A 17,428-nucleotide genomic window follows, 5' to 3' on the forward strand; every position below is an offset into this window, starting at 1 on the left:
ATTCCCCTCCGGCACCGTCACCGCGTCCGGATGCTCCGTCGGCGTGATCCGCACCGCGTACGGATTCGGCCCCGCCACCGCGTCCGACGTACGCGGCGGCGCGAACGTCAGCTCCACGGTGCCGGTCGTGCCGGGGTAAAGGCGCAGCGTCTGCGGCTCCACCGTCGTCCAGGGCGCGATGTCCCCGACGGGCTCGAAGCGGTACTCGTCCACCACGTCACCGGTGTTGCGCACCCGCAGCCGTACGCTCATGGTGCTGCCGGGGTCCACGGTCGCGGACGCGGGCTCCAGGGAAGTCCAAAGGCTCATCGGATCCGTACCGTTCTACTCCGTGTCGTCCGCGTGGTCCGTGGCCGCTGCCCGGGCGGCGACGGACGGTGCGATCTTCGCGCCCGCGCCGAAGGCGGCGCCGTCGGCCTCCGCGGCCCGTTCGGAGCCCTGGCCCGGGTCGGTCACCGCGAGCCCGGCACCGTTGTCGTTGCCCGTCTCGCGGACGCCCGCCAGGTTCTCCTTGACGTGTCCCAGCTCGTGACCGATGACGTCCTTGCGGCCGGCCGCCTGCGGGCCCAGGAAGACATGGGTGCCGACCGTCATCGCCTGGGCGCCCAGGGCCGCGGTGGCGCGCTGGGCCACCGGGTTGTCGTGGATGCGGGTGGGGGAGAGGTCGGCCTGGTAGAACGACTCCGCCTCGGAGCGGATGGACCCGCCGAGCGGACTGCTCGGCGTGGCCATGGCCTCGTTGAGGAGCTGGACCTGGCCCTGCGGGCTCTTGTCGTCGAAACCGTCGTGCCCGCAGCCCGCGCCGTGCTGGTGCGTCTCCTGGCCGAGCAGCCGCTGCACGGCGCTGTTGCCGACGGAACGCTGGAGCGCCATGACCGCCGCCGGGGTCATCGGAGCGCCGCTCACCCCGGTGGTGGGCGCGGTCGCGGGCCGGTGCGGAGGCCGACCACCCCGCACGGCCTTCTGCTCGGTGGCTTCCTCGTGCGCGCGCACCATGGCTCCCTTCGACACGAACGTGTGGCCACCACCAGCCCTACCGGAGGGCGCCCGCTCCCGACAGGTCCCCGAGGGCAACGCCGGGGGCAGCGCACCGGAGTTGGGCCCGCCCGGGCGGAGGATGCTCAGAGCGAGGAGAGCGCCTTGGCTATCGCCTCTTCCCATTCGGTCTGCTGGTCGGGGTCGTTGAGCGACGCCTCCCACTCCGGCTCCGTCTGGTTGTGGTGGTCCGGCCCGCACTTGAGGGACTTGAGGAAGTCGCGGGCCTTGCGCCGGATGTCGTCGGGGACGTTCTCACTCGCGGGGACGGCCGGTCCGGCCGCCTGCGCGTAGATCTCCTGCGCGTTGAGCTGCCGCTTCCCCTGCTTGATGGGGTGCGTCACCATGACCGCCTCCTTCCACGCGTCGCTCCTCCTGCCCCGTCCGTCCTTGTCCAGCCTGGGCTTCTCGGACGCCGGTGTTCCTTCCTGGGGCGTGGTGGTCCGGGCGTGCTTCTGGTAGTCGCGCACCGAGTTGTAGCGCTTGTTCGCCTTCTTCACGCCCTTCTTGGCCGCGAGGCCGCCCAGGCCCAGCGCCGTGCCGGCGGCCATCACGCCGGGCACGATGCCACCGGAGACCGCTCCTGTCGCGGCCGCGATCGCCACGGCACCGGCCGCGGTACGCGCGACGTTGCCGCCCAGGTTGAGGGACCGGTGCGTGAGTTTCCGCTTCTTCTTCTCCACCGCGTAGTCCCGTCCGACGGCCAGGTGCTCCATCAGTTCCTTCCTGAGGCCGTCGATGCGGGTGCGCTCGTTCTCGACGGCCTGGAGGGCCTCCGCCTCCTCGCCGGGCCGGGCGGCCGCCAGCCTCACCGATGTCCCGGCCAGCGCGGTGTTGGCCTCCCCCAGTTCGTTCAGGACGTCTTGGAGTTTCCGGCCGCGCTTGGCGACTTCACCCTTGAAGTGCTCCTTGAGCTCCTTGCGCTGGGCACGGGTGTTCTTCAGGGCCCTCACTTCACGGCCGGCGGTCAGGGTGGAGAACGCGACGGTGAGGGCGCCGCTGGCGTCGCCGAGCTCCGCCACCCCGGACGCGCCCTTGGCGGTCCTGATGAGGTTGTCGCTGATCTTCACACCGTCGTTGATGGTCATGAGGGTGTTCGTCGTCCCGGCGAGGGGCTTGGTGTTGACGTTCTTCCTGTGCCCGTGGGACGCCGGGCCCTTCTCGTGGCGCTTTCCGACCGAGTCCTTGTACGTCACCACGTCGTTGAAGGCGCCGGTGAAGTCGCTCGCCAGGTTGATCGGGTTCTCGACGTCCTGCTGGATCGTGGCGTTGTGCGCCGTCCCGGTGTCGCCGAGCTTCGTCGCCTCGGCCCGATGCGTTCCGCTGTACGGCGAACTGAGGCGCAGGGCCACCGTGTCGGGCTGGTCGATCCACGGCTTGGCCTTGGCGGCGCCCTTCTTGATCGCGCCCCCGACACTCTTGCCCAGGGACTGGCCCGCCTTGTCGGTGCTCGCCGCTTCCGTCTTGTCCTTCTTCGCCTCGTTCTTCGTCTCGTTCTTCTTCGCGGCTTCCGCCGCGGCCTCCTCCTCCGCCTTCTTCTTCGCCTCCTGGGCCTTCTTCGCCGCGCTCATCGCGTCCGACGCCGTGGTCTGGGCCGCCCTCTGGTCCTGCTGCCGCTGCCCCGCGGCCGCCGCCCTGTTCTGTGCCGCGGACGCGTCCTGCGCGTGCTTCTGCTCCTCGGCGCGGGCCTGGGACGCCTGCCGCCGCCGCTCCTGCGCGGTGTTCTCGTGCTTCTGGGCCTCGGCCTGGGCCTTGGCCGCCTGCCCCATCGCCTTGTCGGCGGCGTCCTTGTGCTCTTTCGCCTCGCGCTCGGCCTTGCCGCGCTCCCGCGCCGCCTCGTCGGCCTCCCTGTCCCGGAGCGCCGCCAGCTCCCCGGCCTTCTTCGCCTGCTCCTCCGCCGTGCTCCGGACTTCGGCACACTCGGCCGCCTCGCCCTCGGCCTCCTTCTTCGAGGCGTCGGCGGCGTCGGCCTCCCCCTTGCGCAGAGCGGCGTCCTCCTGAGCCGTCCCCGCCTGCTTCAGCGCGGCCTCCGCCGCGGCGGCCCACTGCTTCACCCTCTCGACGATCTCGGCCTCCGCCTCGGCCTCCACCTCGGCCTTGGCCGCCTTCTGCAGCGCCTGGTCCTCGGCCTCCGCCCTCGTCCGCGCCTCGGCCTCGGCGGCCTTCTGCTTCTCCCCGGCCTCCTCGGCCTCCTTCTGGAGCTGCTTCACCCGCTCCTCGGCGGCCTTCTGCTTCTCCCTGGCCTCGTCGGCCAGCTTCTGGAAGCGCGCCGCCCTCTCCTCGGCTTCCTTCCGCTCCTTCTCGGCCTTCTCGGCCCTCTCCGTGTACATCCGCTCGTCGTCACGGGCCTTCTCGGCCTCCTGGCGTTTCCCCCGCTCGGTCCCCCGGAACCCGCTCGCCCTGGCCTCCGCCGCCCGCTGCTCCCCGGTCCTCCCGCGGGCCGCCCCGGTGTGCTTGTCCGCGTCGGCGAGCGAATTCTCCCCGTCCCGCTCGGCGGCCTCCGCCTCCTTCGTGAGCCGGTCCGCCCTGCCCCGGGCCTCCGCCGCCTTCTTGTGCGCCTCGACGGCTTCCCCGGACGCGTTCCACACCTCGGTCTCGGCTGCCGCCCGGCCCAGCGACGCTTCCGTGACCTTCGCCTTCTGGGCGGCCACCTCGTCCACGGCCGCCTGCTGCTCGGCCGCCGTGTCCGCGCCTCCGCCGGACACGCCGGCCGGCCGCTCGGTCTCCGTCACCGGCGTGATCTGCAGGTCGTCCACCGGCGCCGCGGTCGCCCGCGCCACCACCGCGCCCGCGGGGAGCTGCGCCGTGCCGCCCGCGCGCTGGATCGCCGTACCGGCCCCCCGCCGGATCGCCGTGGCGACGGCCCGGTTCCCCGCCGCGGACTGCAGCGAGGCCAGCGGCGGTCGCGGACGGCCCTGCGGACGGGTCCGGACCGGGGGCTCCCCGGCCGTGCGGCGTCCCGGCGTCTGGTTCAAGCGGTCCGACACGGTCGTTCCCTTCCTGACACCACGTCACCGTCGCCGCTCGCGCGGAGCGGCACCCCGGCGCGGCAGGGCGGCACGCCCCGGTAACGGGGCTTGATCGCAAGATGACATCCTGGCGAACTGGCAGTCGACACAAGCTGTTGAATCAGAAACGCCGGACAACCGCCAGGGGTCTTGGAGGGGAAGGGCCGACAAGGGCCGGGAGTCTGCCCCAACGGGCACGACCAGGGGCAATGACCATGCCCCCACCCCGGCACCGAAGGACGTTTCGGCCGGAGCGACGCGCGCGTGAGTCTGAGGGGCGTCCTGTCTCGTACCCCGAGGAGAGCAGAGCATGCCGTCCTACCTGTCGCCCGGCGTCTACGTCGAGGAGGTGGCCAGCGGCTCGCGCCCGATCGAGGGAGTGGGCACGTCGGTGGCGGCCTTCGTCGGTCTCGCCCCGACCGGCCCGCTGAACGAGCCCACCCTGGTGACCAACTGGACGCAGTACGTCGCGGCCTTCGGTGACTTCACCGGCGGGTACTACCTCGCGCACTCCGTCTACGGGTTCTTCAACAACGGCGGTTCCGCCGCCTACGTCGTCCGCGTCGGCGGCTCCGCCGAGGACGCCACCGCGGGGGACGCCGCGGCCGGCACCGGCACCCCCGCCGCCGTCACCGGCGGCATGACCAAGGCACTGCCCGCCGCCGAGCCCAAGCAGCTCGGCACGTTCTCCGTGACGGCCACCGCCGCCGGCCAGAGCGGCCCGCTGACCGTCGAGGTCGCCGACCCCGAGGGCGAGGGCCCCGCCGAGCGGTTCAAGCTGATCGTCAAGGACGGCGACAAGCCCGTCGAGACCTTCGACGTGAGCGCCAAGAAGGGCAACCGCTCCTACGTCGTCACCCAGGTCAAGGAGCGCTCCAAACTCATCACCGTGACCGAGGCCGCGCCCGCCGCGCAGCTCGTCCGTCCGGAGAACCAGACCCTGACGCTGCCCGCGCCGCCGTCCGCCGCCCCCGCCGTCCCGGCCGGGCAGGGCGAGATCGCGCAGCCCGGTCCGACCGAGTACATCGGCGACTCCGCGGACCGCACCGGCTTCGGCGGCCTGGAGGCGATCGACGAGATCTCCATGGTCGCGGTGCCCGACCTGATGGCCGCCTACCAGCGCGGCGCGATCGACCTGGAGGCCGTCAAGGCCGTCCAGCTCGGCCTCATAGCCCACTGCGAGCTGATGGGCGACCGCGTCGCCATCATCGACCCGCCGCCCAGCCAGAACGCCCGTCAGATCCGCGTCTGGCGCCAGGAGACGGCCGGCTACGACTCCAAGTACGCCGCCCTGTACTACCCCTGGATCAAGTCGTTCGACCCGGCCACCGGCCAGTCCCGCCTGGTCCCGCCGAGCGGCCACGTCGCCGGCATCTGGGCGCGCAACGACTCCGAGCGCGGCGTGCACAAGGCCCCGGCCAACGAGGTCGTCCGCGGCGCCGTCGACCTGGAGCTGCAGATCACCCGCGGCGAGCAGGACCTGCTCAACCCGATCGGCGTCAACTGCATCCGCTCCTTCCCGGGCCGCGGCATCCGCGTCTGGGGCGCCCGCACCCTCTCCTCCGACCCGGCGTGGCGCTACCTGAACATCCGCCGGTACTTCAACTACCTGGAGGAGTCGATCCTGATCGGCACCCAGTGGGTGGTGTTCGAGCCGAACGACCACAACCTCTGGGCCCGCATCCGCCGCAACATCTCCGCGTTCCTGGTCAACGAGTGGCGCAGCGGCGCCCTGTTCGGCCAGAGCGCGTCCGAGGCCTACTACGTCAAGTGCGACGAGGAGACCAACCCGCCGGAGTCGGTTGACCTCGGCCGGGTCGTGTGCGAGATCGGCATCGCGCCGGTCAAGCCCGCCGAGTTCGTGATCTTCCGGCTGGCCCAGTTCTCCAGCGGCGGCGGGGAGCTGGAGGAGTAGCGAGCGCCGCTCCGCCCCGTACGCCATCGTCAAGAGCCTCAGAAGGACTGAGAACACATGAGTCTGAACCCCGGTGACTCCCTTACTTCACACAATTTCGGTCTCCAGATCGACGGCGTGATGATCGAGTACCTCTCCGAGGTCAACGGCATCACCCTTGAGCAGGACGTCATCAAGTACCCGCAGAACAACGGCGCGACCGGCAAGCTCGAGATCGCCGTGATGCCGGGTTCGGCGAAGGACGGCTCCTGCACCGTCGTGCGCGGTATGACCCAGTCGTCCGCGTTCACGCAGTGGATCAACGACTCGCTCGAGGGCCGCATGTCCTCCGCGCGCAAGAACGCCTCGATCATCGTCATGGACTACGAGGACAACCCGGTCAAGCGGTACAACCTGCGCAACGCCTGGTGCAGCAAGCTCGACATGAGCCCGGTGAAGGCCGGTGAGGCCTCCGCGCTGACCGAGACCGTCACCATCGTGTTCGAAGAACTGGTCATCGAGTAATGCGTCGTATGGCTGCCAAGGCACCCGCCGCGGCACCCCAGGCCGCGGCGGCGGGAGCGGACTTCCCCCGTTCGGCTCCCGCCGCCGCGCCGGCGGAGGCACCGGCCGGTGGCCCGACCGGTGCGCCCGCCGGGCCCGCCGCACCGCCCGTCGAGGCGGCACCGCGGCAGGAGTTGCGGACCGAGTTCCCCTTCGAGCTGCCGCGCGGGTACGTCGACGACTCCGGCACGGTGCACCGGGACGGCGTGATGCGCCTGTCGACGGCCCGGGACGAGCTGATCCCGCTGCGCGACGTGCGGGTGCAGGAGAACCCGGCGTACCTGTCGGTGGTGCTGCTCGGCCGGGTCATCACCCGGCTGGGCACGCTGCCGTCGGTGCACGACGGCATCGTGGAGAACATGTTCGCCTCCGACCTGGCGTTCCTCCAGGACTTCTACCGCCAGATCAACGCGGAGGGGCACACCCGCGCGGCCGTCGCCTGCCCGCACTGCTCGGAGTCCTTCGAGGTGGAACTCGGCGGGAGCCGCCTGGGGGAATCGTGACGTACGCGACCGACCGGCTGCACGAGGAGATCGCGTACGTCGCCTACCACTTCCACTGGAGCCTGGAGGCGATCCTGGACCTGGAACACCAGGACCGCCGCCGGTACACGGACCAGATCGCGTCCCTCGTGACGCGTGGCACGGCGGAGGGCTGATCGGTGGGATTCCTGGACCGGCTGCGGGGCCGCAGGGACGGCGAGCCCGACGGGGGCGGGAGCGGGGCCGCACCGGCCGCGGTCCCCTCCCCCGACCCGGGCTCCGGCACGGCCTCGGCCACGGGCCCGGACGCGGGCGGGAGTACGGCGTCCGGGCCCGGCACCGCGTCCGGCCCGGCGCCCGTGGCCGTCGCCGCCTGGACCGGCCTGCCGCCGATCCAGCGGGCCACGGGAGCGGCACGTACGGGAGTGGTGGCGGACGCCGGATTCGGCGGCCGCCTTCCGACGTGGCAGAACCCCTCGTTCACGAGCGCGCCGTCCCCGGCGGTACTGAACCCGGCGGCCGGCGACAGCCTGCTGTCGGGCGCCTTCGGCACGCCGTCGCGCCAGACGCCCTCCACGCGCCTGGCGCCCCCGCCCGGCGCACCGGCCCAGCGGATGCCGGTCGCGCCCCTGCGCGCGATACCGGAGGACACGGCCGAGCCCGGGACTCCCGGCCCGTCGGCGAGTTCCGTGGCGCCGACGCGGACCTCCGCCTCGGGTGCGCCACCGCGTACGCCCGGTTCGCGCAGGGCCGCGCAGGCTCCCGCACCGGCGTCGCCGTCGCCGTCGCCGGTCCAGCGGGCGGCGCGTTCCGCCGCACCGGCACCGGCCCAGACCCCGCCCTCCGGGGCACCGGCGGGCACACCGCCGGCCCGGGCCGCGCGCGGCGTCCAGGTGACGCCGGTACCGCCCGCCGCACCCCGCCCCCGGCAGGCACTGACCAAGGCGCCGTCCGGGGCGTCGGCCGTGCAGCGCCGCTCCCTGCCCGCGAGCCGCCGCCCCGCCGACTCCCCGCCGGAGTCCTCCGGAACGGCACCCGCGTCGGCGGACGGCGACCGAGCGGAGCCCGCCGCTCCGGTACAGCGCGCCACCTCTTCGCGGCAGCAGCCCCCGGCCCCCGCCGGTACACCGTCTCCGGCCGGCCCTCCGGCGCAGCGCGCGGCGACCACCGGCACGGCACCGGCTCCGGTGCCCGCTCCGGACGACCGGCCCGCCCCCGCAGCCCCGGTGCGCGAAGGCGGACCCCGGCCCGACGCCGGTACGGCACCGGCCCGGGACAGCGGCACGTCCGCGTCCGGTACGCCGGTGCAGCGGGCCGTGCGGGAACCCGGCGCCGGTGCCGGCCCGACGCCCGGGCGCCCGGGACGCGACGCGGGTACGCCGGTCCAGCGCACCACGCGCGAACCCGACCCGGCCCCCGCACGGGGCCGGAGCACACCGTCACCCGCGACGCCGCCGGTCCAGCGCACCACCCGCGAGCCCGCCCGCACCACCGACCCCGCGCCCACGACCCCGGCACGCGACACCCGGTCCAGCGCACCACCCGCGAGCCCGCCCGCACCACCGACCCCGCGCCCACGACCCCGGCACGCGACACCGCAGCGCGCCACCCGCGACCACGGCGACGGCGCCGCTCCCGCGCCCGCACGCGGATCCGCCACGCCCGTCCAGCGAGCCACGCGCGAACCCGACCCCGCCCCGCGACCGGCACCAGCCCCCGCACCCGAGTCCACCGGCGCCCCCACCCCGGCCACCACGCCCCCGACCACGCGCCCCGCGTCGGACACGGCCCCGGCCCGGCGAGCGCCGCGCGAGTCCACCGGCGACCCGGCGACGGCACCCGGCCCGGCCGTACAGCGCGCGTCCGCCCCGCAGCAGGGGCCCGCGCAGACGCCCCGCACCGCCCCCGCCCCCGCCCCCGCCGGGGACTCCGGTAAGCGCCCGACGGCCTCACCGGGCGCCGCGTCACCGGGGCCAGCGGTCCAGCGGTCGGCGGAGCGGCGGCCCAGGGCGGGCCTCGGGCCCGCCATTTCGCGCTCCGGCGGCGACGCGACGACCCCGGCCTCGTCCCCGGCCCCCGTCCAACGCGCCGTGCGGCGGCCGGAGTCCGGCACCGCCTCCGGACCGGCGCCCGCGACCGGACCGGCGGCGCCCACCACGCGCCCCCGCACCGCCCCGGCCCCCGACGGCGCCGCTCCCGACCTCCCGGTGCAGCGGGTGTCGGCCTCCCGCCCCGACGGCACCCCCGCGTCCACGGCCAAGAACCCGGGCACCGACAGCGCGCCCCCGACACCGGCCCCGTCCACGCCGCGGACACCGACGCCGACACCCACGCCCGCGGCAGAAGCCGCGCCGACCGGGCCCTCGGCGAACTCCCCCGCCGCCCCCGCCCCGGCGAACGCCCCGGCGCCCGGCCCCGCACCCGCGCCGGTCCAGCGGGCGGTCCCCCGCACCACCCCGCCGGCGAACCGCCCCTCCGCGTCCCCCGGCACCCCGCCCGGCGCGCAGCCCCCGGTCCAGCGCCGGACGACCCCCGACCGGCCGAAGCAGCCGACGCAGGCGCCGTCGTCCCCCCGCCCCTCCGAGGCGGCCACCCCGGCACCCCCGGTCCAGCGGTCCAACCACGGCCCGGCCGCCGGACTGCCCGTCACCCCCTCCGTGGCCCCGGCACGCGCGCCGCACGGCGACGCTCCCGCGACCCCCACGACCCGCGCGACCTCCGCGCCCCCCGCGGCATCCACCGTCCAGCGCTCGACCCCGAGCCCCTCGGCCCCGAACTCTTCGGGCCCGGGCGCCCCTTCGGCCCCGGTCCCCTCCACACCGCTCAACCGGCCGGAGGCAGCACGCGCCGAGACCGGCCGGACGGGAGGCAGCCGCCCGGGAAGCAGCGGTGCCCCGGCCGCTCCCGCCCGCCCCGTGCAGCGCAGTGCCGCGCCCCGGCGTCCGGGACTGGGCGCCCCCACCTCCTCCGGTCCGGCCGACGCCGTACGTCCGGCGGCGCCCCCCGCCCCGGCACCCGCGGCACCGCCCGTGCACCGCTCCGCCGTGCCCGGGGACACCTTCCCCCCGGCGGGCACCGCGCCGACGACGCCGTTCCTCCCGGCAGCGGCCCCCGGCCCCGCCGCGGCCGGGCCCCGTACGGCCGCGCCCGTGCAGCGGTCCACCGCACCGGGCCCCGCCCTGCCCCCCTTCGCGGCACCTTCCCCGCCCCTCCCGGTGTCCTCCCCGACGCCCCGGCCGACCGTGACCTCGGCCGCGCCCGCGCTCACGCCCCCGGCCCCGCCCATGACGGCCCTCGCGCCACCGCTCCCGCCCGCACCGGGCGGCGGCCCCAAGCCGCCCCCCGTCCAGCGCGCCGCCACGAGAGCCGTACCGCTGCGCCGGCCCGCCCGCCCGGGCACCACCGGCGCCCCGCTCCCGGTGGCCCCCCTCACGCCGCCCGCGGCGTCGGCGCCCCGCCCGCCCCTGCCCGTCGGCACGGCGACGCCACCCGCGCCGCCGACCGGGAATCCGCCGCCCGCGGTGCCCGCCGCCCCGGCCGCGGCCCCCGTCTCCGGCGACGCCTCCGCGCCGCCGGTCCAGCGCGCGTTCGGCTTCGGCAGCCGGTCCGGCCGTACCACCGGTGCTCTGGCCGCGAGCGCCGCGGCCGCCGTGTCCGAGAGCCTCGCGCGCTTCCGGACCCCCTCGTCCTCCTCCTCGCAGCACGGCCCGGCCGAGCCGCCACCCCCCTACGAGACCTCCCCGCCCGGCAACCCGCCGCCGTACTCGGCGGGTTCGGGACAGTCGTCGCCGGGAGCGGGCGAACCGCCGCCCGAGTACACGGCCGTCCCGGCCGGCGGGCTCGACCCGCGTGAACTCACCGACTTCCAGCTCGACGAACTGGTGCACCGGATCATCGGCCGCGTCACCCGTCTCGTCCGCACCGAACTGCGCATGGACCGCGAACGGATCGGCAGACTGCGCGACCCGCGCTGACCGGACCGCACCGGCCCCGCCGGACCGCCGGACAGCCCCGAGGGCCACGCCCGCCCGCCACCGTTCCCCGACAAGAAAGGTCGACCCCCGATGACCCGTGAGGACCCGGGCTCTTCCATCTGGTTCAGCCTCGCCATCGACGGCGAGAGCCTCGGCTACTTCAACGGGTGCGAGGGCCTGTCGACCCAGGTGGAGGTGGAACAGCGCCAGGAGGGCGGCAACAACGCCTTCGTGTGGCAACTGCCCACCCGCGTCACCTTCTCCAACATCCGGCTGACCCGCCCGCTGACCCCGGACACGGCGAAGGTCGCCAAGTGGATCTCGTCCGTGCAGACCGGCATCCAGCGCCCCACCGCGCAGATCTCCGCCCTGCGCGCCGACGGGTCGCTGGTCGCCCGCTGGGGACTGATCGACGTCCTGCCGGTGAGCTGGCAGGGCCCCAGCCTCGACCCCGGCAACCTGTCCGTGGCCACCGAGGTGCTGGAGATCGCCCACCACGGCTTCACGGACTGACGGCGCCGAACGGCAGAAAGGAACACCCATGGCCAGCAGCGGTGGCGCCGGCAAGAGCCTCGTACGCGCCAACCTCGCCATCCACGAGCCGCCCACCGGCGACTCCACCTCGCCCGGTGGGCTGATCAAGCGGTTCCCGTTCGAGTTCAACCCGGCGCACCTGTCGATCAGTCAGCGCGCCCAGTGGAAGTCGACCCCGACCGCGGCCGTGCGCAAGGCCGCCAAGCCGCAGTTCATGGGTGCCGAGCCGCGGGAGATGACCCTGGAGATCTTCCTGGACTCCTCGATGAAGCCCGGCGACACCACCGTGATGAAGAAGGTCGAGTCGCTGCTGGTCTGCTGCGAGGTGACGGCCAGCAGCCTGGGCGCCGACCAGCCGTCCCCGCCCTGGGTGATCTTCGAGTGGGGCTCGTTCTCCACGGCCCGCTTCAACGCCTACGTGCAGTCCATCGAGACCCAGTACACGCTCTTCGGCACCTCCGGCGTCCCCATCCGCGCCACCTGCCGGCTGGCCCTGGTGGAGATCCCCGGCCCCACCCCGAACCAGAACCCGACCTCCGGCGCCCTCACCGCCCAGCGCATGCACCGGGTCGTCGCCGGGGACTCGCTGCAGTCGCTGGCCTGGAGCGAGTACGGCAGCGCCAACGCCTGGCGGGTGATCGCCGAGGCCAACGGCATCGACGACCCCTCCCACCTGCCGACCGGCACGGAGCTGATCCTGCCCGCCACCGAGGAGGTGCCCCGCTGATGGTGCGCCCCTCCTTCTCCAGCATCGTCGAGGTGAAGATCGGCGGCGCCAAGCTGCCCGACACCATCGCCCCGATGCTCACCGACGGCTGGGTCGACCAGGGCGTCAACGTGCCCGCCGCGTTCCGCCTCACCTTCCGCGACCCCTACCACCGGCTCCTCGGCAAGCTGAACGTGCAGTTCGGCACCAAGGTCGTCATCACCCCGATCGCCGACGGCCACGGCAAGGGCAACCCCCTGCTGACCGGTGAGGTCACCGGCCTGGAGACCGACTACGACGGCACCGGCAGCTTCACCGTCATCCGCGGCTACGACTACGGCCACCGGCTGATGCGCCAGCGCCGCGTGGCCGCGTACCGCAACCAGAAGGCCTCCGACATCGCCCGCAAACTCGTGGCCATGGACGGCGTCTCCATCGGCCGCATCCAGGCGACCAAGGGCACCTACGGGTTCCTCGCCCAGCCCAACGTCACCGACTGGGACTTCCTCGCCCGGCTCGCCGACGAGAACAAGATGGTCATGTACCTGGACTCCCACGGGAAGTTCCGCTTCGTCACGCCCAAGCCGTCGGCCGGGGCGCCCTCGCCGAACACGGACGGCGACGCGAGCACCTTCGTCCTCCAGGCCGGCCACGACATCCTGCGGCTGCGCGCCGCCGTCACCGCCGCCGACCAGATCGGCGAGGTCGAGTCGCGCGGCTGGAACGTCACCACCAAGAGGAAGATCACCGAGACCGCGCCGGCCACCACCGACCCCGGCATCGACATCAAGTGGACGCCCGGCACCGCCGCCGGCAAGTTCAAGCCGGGCACACTCGTCGAGACCGCCAACCCGTACGACCGGCAGGACGAGGTCCAGAACGCCGCCAAGGCCCTCGCCGCCGACGTCACCGCCTCCTTCGCCGAACTGGAGGTCGCCGCCAACGGCCACCCCGACCTGCGGCCCGGCGTCCCCGTCGCCCTCGCGGACGTGGGCACGCCCTTCGAGGGCAAGTACACCGTCACCTCGGTGCGCCACCACTTCGGCGACGGCGTCCCCTACGAGTCCTGGATCACCGTCAGCGGACGCCAGTGGCGTTCCCTGTACGGCCTCGCCTCCGGCGGCAGCGGCGGCACGGACCCGGCCAGCGCCACCCGGCTGCCCAGCGTCGCCAACGCCGTCGTCACCGACGTGGCGGACCCCCTCAAACAGGGCAGGGTCAAGCTGCAGTTCCCGTGGCTGGACGACACCTACGTCAGCGACTGGGCGCGCAGCGTCCAGATGGGCGGCGTGGCGGGCGGCGGCGTCTTCCCCATGGACGTCGGCGACGAGGTGCTGGTCGCCTTCGACCGGGGGGCGCTGGACCACCCCTTCGTGATCGGCGGCCTCTACAACGGCCGGGACGTGCCCACCAAGAACGACGTGCCCCTGCACGACGGCCTGAAGAAGAAGGCCGTGCGGCACACCCTGTCCGACCGCCAGGGCAACCGCGTCGACCTGCTCAGCCAGCGCACCGGCGGGCGCAAGCAGGGCGTGCGGATCGCCAGCGGCAACGACAAACTGACCATCAACCTCGACCGCACCAAGACGGAGATCACCGTCGACAGCAAGGGCACCGTCAAGATCACCGGCAGCCGCTCGGTCTCGGTGGAGGCGGGCACCGACCTCTCGCTCTCCGCCAAACGCTCACTGAGCATCAAGAGCGGCGGCCCCCTCACGATCCGGGGCGAAACCATGATCAACATGCGCAGCGGCGGTCAGATCGGAGTCACCGCGGGAGCCGCCCTCAACCTCGGTGCGACCGGTGCGGCGACCCTGAGCGCCGGGGCCGCGACCACCATCTCCGGTACCGTCAACGTGCAGATCAACTCCGTCATGACACGGATCATCGGCGCGACCCTCGAGGCCAAGACGCCCATCTTCAAGGTCGCCACCATCCCCGTACCGGGCCTGTGACGAAGCGTTTCCGAGGAAGGCAGGTTGCTCTCTGATGGCCGAACAGTTCGTCGGCTCCGGCTGGTCGTTCCCCCTGCGCATCGGACCCACCGGCGGGATCGCCCTCGTCAGCGGCGAGCAGGAGGTCGAGGAGGCCATGCGGCTCGTCCTCGCCACCGCCCCCGGCGAGCGGCCGATGCGCCCCGAGTTCGGCTGCGCCATCCACGACCTGGTCTTCGCCCCGGTCAACGAACAGACCGCGGGCCGCATCCAGCACGAGGTGTACATCAGCCTGGACCGCTGGGAGCCGCGCATCGAGGTCCACGACGTCGAGGTCACCTCCGACGGCGACCAGAACGTCCTCTTCATCGACGTCCGTTACTCGATCCGCGGCACCAACAACCCGCGCAGCCTCGTCTTCCCGTTCTACGTCATCCCCTCCCACGACGAGCCCGACCTCCCCGACGCGCCGGCCGGTCTCCCGGGCTCTCCCGAAAGCGACCGCTGATGCCCCTGCCCTCCCCCAACCTCGACGACCGCCGCTTCCAGCAGTTCGTCGACGACGCCAAGCGCTACATCCAGCAGCGCGCCCCGGAGTGGACCGACCACAACGTCTCCGACCCCGGCATCACGCTCGTCGAGACGCTCGCCCACATGGCCGACCAGATCGTCTACCGGCTCAACCGCGTCCCGGACAAGAACCACCTCGCCTTCCTGGACCTGGTCGGCATCACCCTCTTCCCGCCGTCGGCCGCGCGCACGGACGTCACCTTCTGGCTGTCCGCACCGCAGGAGGACACGATCCTGGTCCCCGTCGGCACCGAGATCGCCACCCTGCGCAGCGAACGCGACGAGGCCGTCGTCTTCGCCACCGAACGCGACCTGCGCATCGTCCCCTGCTCCCTGGGCCGCCTGGTCACCCAGGTCCGCGGCGAAGCCGTCAGCGACCGCACCACCGACCTCGCCGAGAGCAAGGACGTGATGTGCTTCGCCGAGTCGCCCAACCCCGGCGACTGCATGCTCATCGGCCTCTCCGCCGCCATCCCCGACTGCGCACTCGCCCTCGAACTCGACAGCCGCGTCGACGGCGTCGGCGTCGACCCGCGCCAGCCCCCGCTCGTCTGGGAGGCGTGGACGGAGGACGGCTGGCAGCCCTGCGAAGTCGACCGCGACGGCACCGGCGGCCTCAACCGCCCCGGCGACGTCGTGCTCCACATACCCGGCGGACACGTCCTGTCCCGCAACGGCGGCCACGAGGCCGGCTGGATCCGCTGCCGGGTCACCGAGCCGCTGACCGGCCAGCCCTTCTACACCACCTCACCGACCGTGCGCTCCGCCGAGGCCTACACCATCGGCGGCACCACCGGCGCCGTCCACGCCGAAACCGTCCTCGACGAACCCCTCGGCGAGTCCACCGGCCTGCCCGGCCAGCGACTGCGGCTCGAACACGCCCCCGTCGTCGCCGGCGACCCGCCCGTCCTCCTCCAGACCGCCGACGACAACGGCTGGCAGGACTGGGACGTCGTCCCCCACTTCGCCGGCTCCCGCCCCGACGACCACCACATCACCCTCGACGCCGCCACCGGCGAGATCGCCTTCGGCCCCGCCGTCCGCGAGGCCGACGGCACCCTGCGCCAGTACGGCGCCGTCGCCCCCAAGGGCTCCGTCATCCGCGCCCGCCGCTACCGCACCGGCGGAGGCAGGGCCGGCAACGTCGCCCGCGGGGCCGTACAGGTCCTGCGCACCTCCATCCCGTACGTCTCCGAGGTCGTCAACCGCGAAGCCGCCCGCGGCGGCGTCGACGGCGAAACCGTCGAAGAGGCCAAACTCCGCGCCCCCATCACCCTGCGCGCACAAGAACGCGCCGTCACCCTGCGCGACTACGAGGAACTCGCCCGCCGCGCCGCCCCCGAGACCGCCCGCATCACCTGCCTGGAGGGCCAGGAGAACGAATACGGCGCACACGCCGTCCGCGTCCTCGTCGTCCCCCAGGCCGTCCCCGACCCCGGCGGACGCCTGCGCTTCGAACAACTCGTCCCCGGCGACGCCCTCCTGAGCCGCATCACCCGCCACCTCGACGAACGCCGCCTCATCGGCACCCGCCTGTCCGTCGGGCCGCCCTACTACCAGGGCATCACCGTCGTCGCCACCGTCCACGCCTTCCGCGACGTCGACGCCGACCGCGTCCGCCGCCAGACCCACGACGCCCTCTACCGCCACCTCGACCCGCTCACCGGCGGCGCCGACGGCAAGGGCTGGCCCTTCGGACGCCCCGTACAGGCCGGCGAGATCTTCGCCGTCCTCCAGCGCGTGCCCGGCGTCGAACTCGTCGACGAAGTCGTCCTCCACCCCGCCGACCCCCTCACCGGCAAGCGCGGCGACCCCACCGACCGCATCGACCTCGAAGCACCCGCCCTGGTCTTCTCCTACGACCACCGGGTCCGCGTGATCGGGGACAACGCGTGACGACCGCCCCGGCCTCGCAGCGGGGCTCCGTCGACGGACTCGGCTCCTCCCTGCCCATCGCCTCCATGCTCCCCGCCGTCTTCGCCGACGACGACCTCGCGCTGCGCTTCGTCGGCGGACTCGACGACGTCCTCGCCCCCATCCTCAACGTCCTGGACTGCCTCGACACCTACTTCGACCCCGCCCTCACCCCGGCCGACTTCGCCCAGTGGCTCGGCACCTGGGTCGGCGCCGAAACCGACGGCACCGAACCCGAGGAACGACTGCGCGCCGCCGTCGCCGCCGCCACCCGCCTGCACCGCGTCCGCGGCACCCGCCAAGGGCTCTCCGAAGCCGTACGGCTCGCCTTCGGCGTCGAACCGGAGATCACCGAGAGCGGCGGCGCCGCGTGGAACGCCCGCCCCCTCGGCCCCTTCCCCGGCCGCCCCCGCCCCTACCTGCACGTCGCCCTCCGGCTGCCCGACCCGAAACCGGCCGACACCCACCGGCTCGACGCCCTCGTCGCCGCCGCCCGCCCCGCCCACATGCCCTACACGGTCGAAGTGACCGCCTCCGAAAGGACCCCGGAGAGATGACCACGCAGAACTGCGCCGAGTGCGGAACCCGCGCGGAACCGGGCCAGTCCTTCTGCGACGCGTGCGGCGCCGTACTGAGCTGGGACCAGGCCCGCGGCGCCCAGTCCGTCACCGCCAAGTCCGACCGCGGCCCCGCCTTCGACGCCTTCGGCAACGCCGGCATCCCCCCGGCCCGCACCGACCGCCCCACCCCCGCGCCGGCACCCGGCGAACCGGCCACGGGCACCCCCGGCGACACCCCCGCCCCGCCCCGGTC

The 17,428-nt window shown here is 74.0% G+C and carries 13 protein-coding genes and 2 pseudogenes; 12 read left to right on the plus strand and 3 right to left on the minus strand.

Annotated elements, in window-relative coordinates; all coding sequences use genetic code 11:
• The 3 genes and pseudogenes from IG88_RS0136970 to IG88_RS0136980 all read right to left on the minus strand — a co-directional run.
• Positions 1-309 (minus strand): annotated as a pseudogene (locus IG88_RS0136970) (hypothetical protein); the annotation flags it as partial.
• Positions 310-324: 15 nt separating this feature from the next.
• Positions 325-1,011, minus strand: coding sequence for a DUF4157 domain-containing protein (locus IG88_RS0136975; protein WP_234332474.1), 687 nt, complete (start codon positions 1,009-1,011; stop codon positions 325-327).
• A gap of 110 nt (positions 1,012-1,121) precedes the next feature.
• Complete coding sequence (locus IG88_RS0136980; RefSeq protein WP_031051005.1) at positions 1,122-4,022, minus strand: hypothetical protein; 2,901 nt, start codon at positions 4,020-4,022, stop codon at positions 1,122-1,124.
• A 331-nt stretch (positions 4,023-4,353) separates the two neighbouring features.
• Here IG88_RS0136980 and IG88_RS0136985 point away from each other — a divergent pair, with 331 nt between their 5' ends.
• The 12 genes and pseudogenes from IG88_RS0136985 to IG88_RS0137040 all read left to right on the plus strand — a co-directional run.
• Positions 4,354-5,958: a phage tail sheath subtilisin-like domain-containing protein gene (locus tag IG88_RS0136985; RefSeq protein ID WP_031051007.1), complete on the plus strand. Its 1,605-nt coding sequence runs from the start codon at positions 4,354-4,356 to the stop codon at positions 5,956-5,958.
• A gap of 57 nt (positions 5,959-6,015) precedes the next feature.
• A complete protein-coding gene (locus IG88_RS0136990; protein WP_030405220.1) occupies positions 6,016-6,462 on the plus strand; it encodes a phage tail protein in 447 nt (148 codons plus the stop codon).
• On the plus strand, positions 6,462-7,004 hold the full coding sequence (locus IG88_RS0136995; RefSeq protein WP_031051010.1) for a hypothetical protein: 543 nt from the start codon (positions 6,462-6,464) through the stop codon (positions 7,002-7,004). The genes IG88_RS0136990 and IG88_RS0136995 overlap by 1 nt, the downstream gene beginning before the upstream one ends.
• Complete coding sequence (locus IG88_RS44015) at positions 7,001-7,159, plus strand: DUF6760 family protein (protein WP_007450918.1); 159 nt, start codon at positions 7,001-7,003, stop codon at positions 7,157-7,159. Before IG88_RS0136995 ends, IG88_RS44015 begins: the two co-directional genes overlap by 4 nt.
• 3 nt (positions 7,160-7,162) lie before the next feature.
• Positions 7,163-10,957 carry a hypothetical protein gene (locus IG88_RS43620; RefSeq protein WP_051852217.1) on the plus strand — a complete coding sequence of 1,265 codons (3,795 nt, stop codon included), beginning with the start codon at positions 7,163-7,165 and terminating at the stop codon, positions 10,955-10,957.
• A gap of 90 nt (positions 10,958-11,047) precedes the next feature.
• Positions 11,048-11,470, plus strand: a complete 423-nt coding sequence (locus tag IG88_RS0137010; RefSeq protein ID WP_030405260.1) for a phage tail protein — start codon at positions 11,048-11,050, stop codon at positions 11,468-11,470.
• A gap of 28 nt (positions 11,471-11,498) precedes the next feature.
• The gene (locus tag IG88_RS0137015; RefSeq protein WP_031051018.1) at positions 11,499-12,218 is read left to right on the plus strand and encodes a LysM peptidoglycan-binding domain-containing protein; all 720 of its coding nucleotides are present in this window, start codon (positions 11,499-11,501) and stop codon (positions 12,216-12,218) included.
• Positions 12,218-14,152, plus strand: coding sequence for a VgrG-related protein (locus tag IG88_RS0137020; RefSeq protein WP_031051022.1), 1,935 nt, complete (start codon positions 12,218-12,220; stop codon positions 14,150-14,152). Before IG88_RS0137015 ends, IG88_RS0137020 begins: the two co-directional genes overlap by 1 nt.
• Positions 14,153-14,186: 34 nt before the next feature.
• Positions 14,187-14,639: a GPW/gp25 family protein gene (locus IG88_RS0137025; protein ID WP_030405257.1), complete on the plus strand. Its 453-nt coding sequence runs from the start codon at positions 14,187-14,189 to the stop codon at positions 14,637-14,639.
• Positions 14,639-16,597, plus strand: a complete 1,959-nt coding sequence (locus IG88_RS0137030; protein WP_031051025.1) for a putative baseplate assembly protein — start codon at positions 14,639-14,641, stop codon at positions 16,595-16,597. The genes IG88_RS0137025 and IG88_RS0137030 overlap by 1 nt, the downstream gene beginning before the upstream one ends.
• Positions 16,598-16,662: 65 nt before the next feature.
• Positions 16,663-17,172, plus strand: coding sequence for a phage tail protein (locus IG88_RS0137035; RefSeq protein ID WP_051852218.1), 510 nt, complete (start codon positions 16,663-16,665; stop codon positions 17,170-17,172).
• Positions 17,169-17,428 (plus strand): annotated as a pseudogene (locus IG88_RS0137040) (zinc ribbon domain-containing protein); the annotation flags it as partial. The gene IG88_RS0137035 and the pseudogene IG88_RS0137040, both read left to right, overlap by 4 nt.

It is taken from the genome of Streptomyces sp. NRRL F-5650, assembly GCF_000721365.1.
Lineage (GTDB): Bacteria > Actinomycetota > Actinomycetes > Streptomycetales > Streptomycetaceae > Streptomyces > Streptomyces ardesiacus.

Excerpts from the sequence above, each read along its gene's own strand:
- IG88_RS0136985 (WP_031051007.1), top strand. The coding sequence starts at position 4,354 with ATGCCGTCCTACCTGTCGCCCGGCGTCTACGTCGAGGAGGTGGCCAGC.
- IG88_RS0136990 (WP_030405220.1), top strand. The coding sequence starts at position 6,016 with ATGAGTCTGAACCCCGGTGACTCCCTTACTTCACACAATTTCGGTCTC.
- IG88_RS0136995 (WP_031051010.1), top strand. The coding sequence starts at position 6,462 with ATGCGTCGTATGGCTGCCAAGGCACCCGCCGCGGCACCCCAGGCCGCG.
- IG88_RS0137010 (WP_030405260.1), top strand. The coding sequence starts at position 11,048 with ATGACCCGTGAGGACCCGGGCTCTTCCATCTGGTTCAGCCTCGCCATC.
- IG88_RS0137015 (WP_031051018.1), top strand. The coding sequence starts at position 11,499 with ATGGCCAGCAGCGGTGGCGCCGGCAAGAGCCTCGTACGCGCCAACCTC.
- IG88_RS0137020 (WP_031051022.1), top strand. The coding sequence starts at position 12,218 with ATGGTGCGCCCCTCCTTCTCCAGCATCGTCGAGGTGAAGATCGGCGGC.
- IG88_RS0137025 (WP_030405257.1), top strand. The coding sequence starts at position 14,187 with ATGGCCGAACAGTTCGTCGGCTCCGGCTGGTCGTTCCCCCTGCGCATC.
- IG88_RS0137030 (WP_031051025.1), top strand. The coding sequence starts at position 14,639 with ATGCCCCTGCCCTCCCCCAACCTCGACGACCGCCGCTTCCAGCAGTTC.
- IG88_RS0137035 (WP_051852218.1), top strand. The coding sequence starts at position 16,663 with ATGCTCCCCGCCGTCTTCGCCGACGACGACCTCGCGCTGCGCTTCGTC.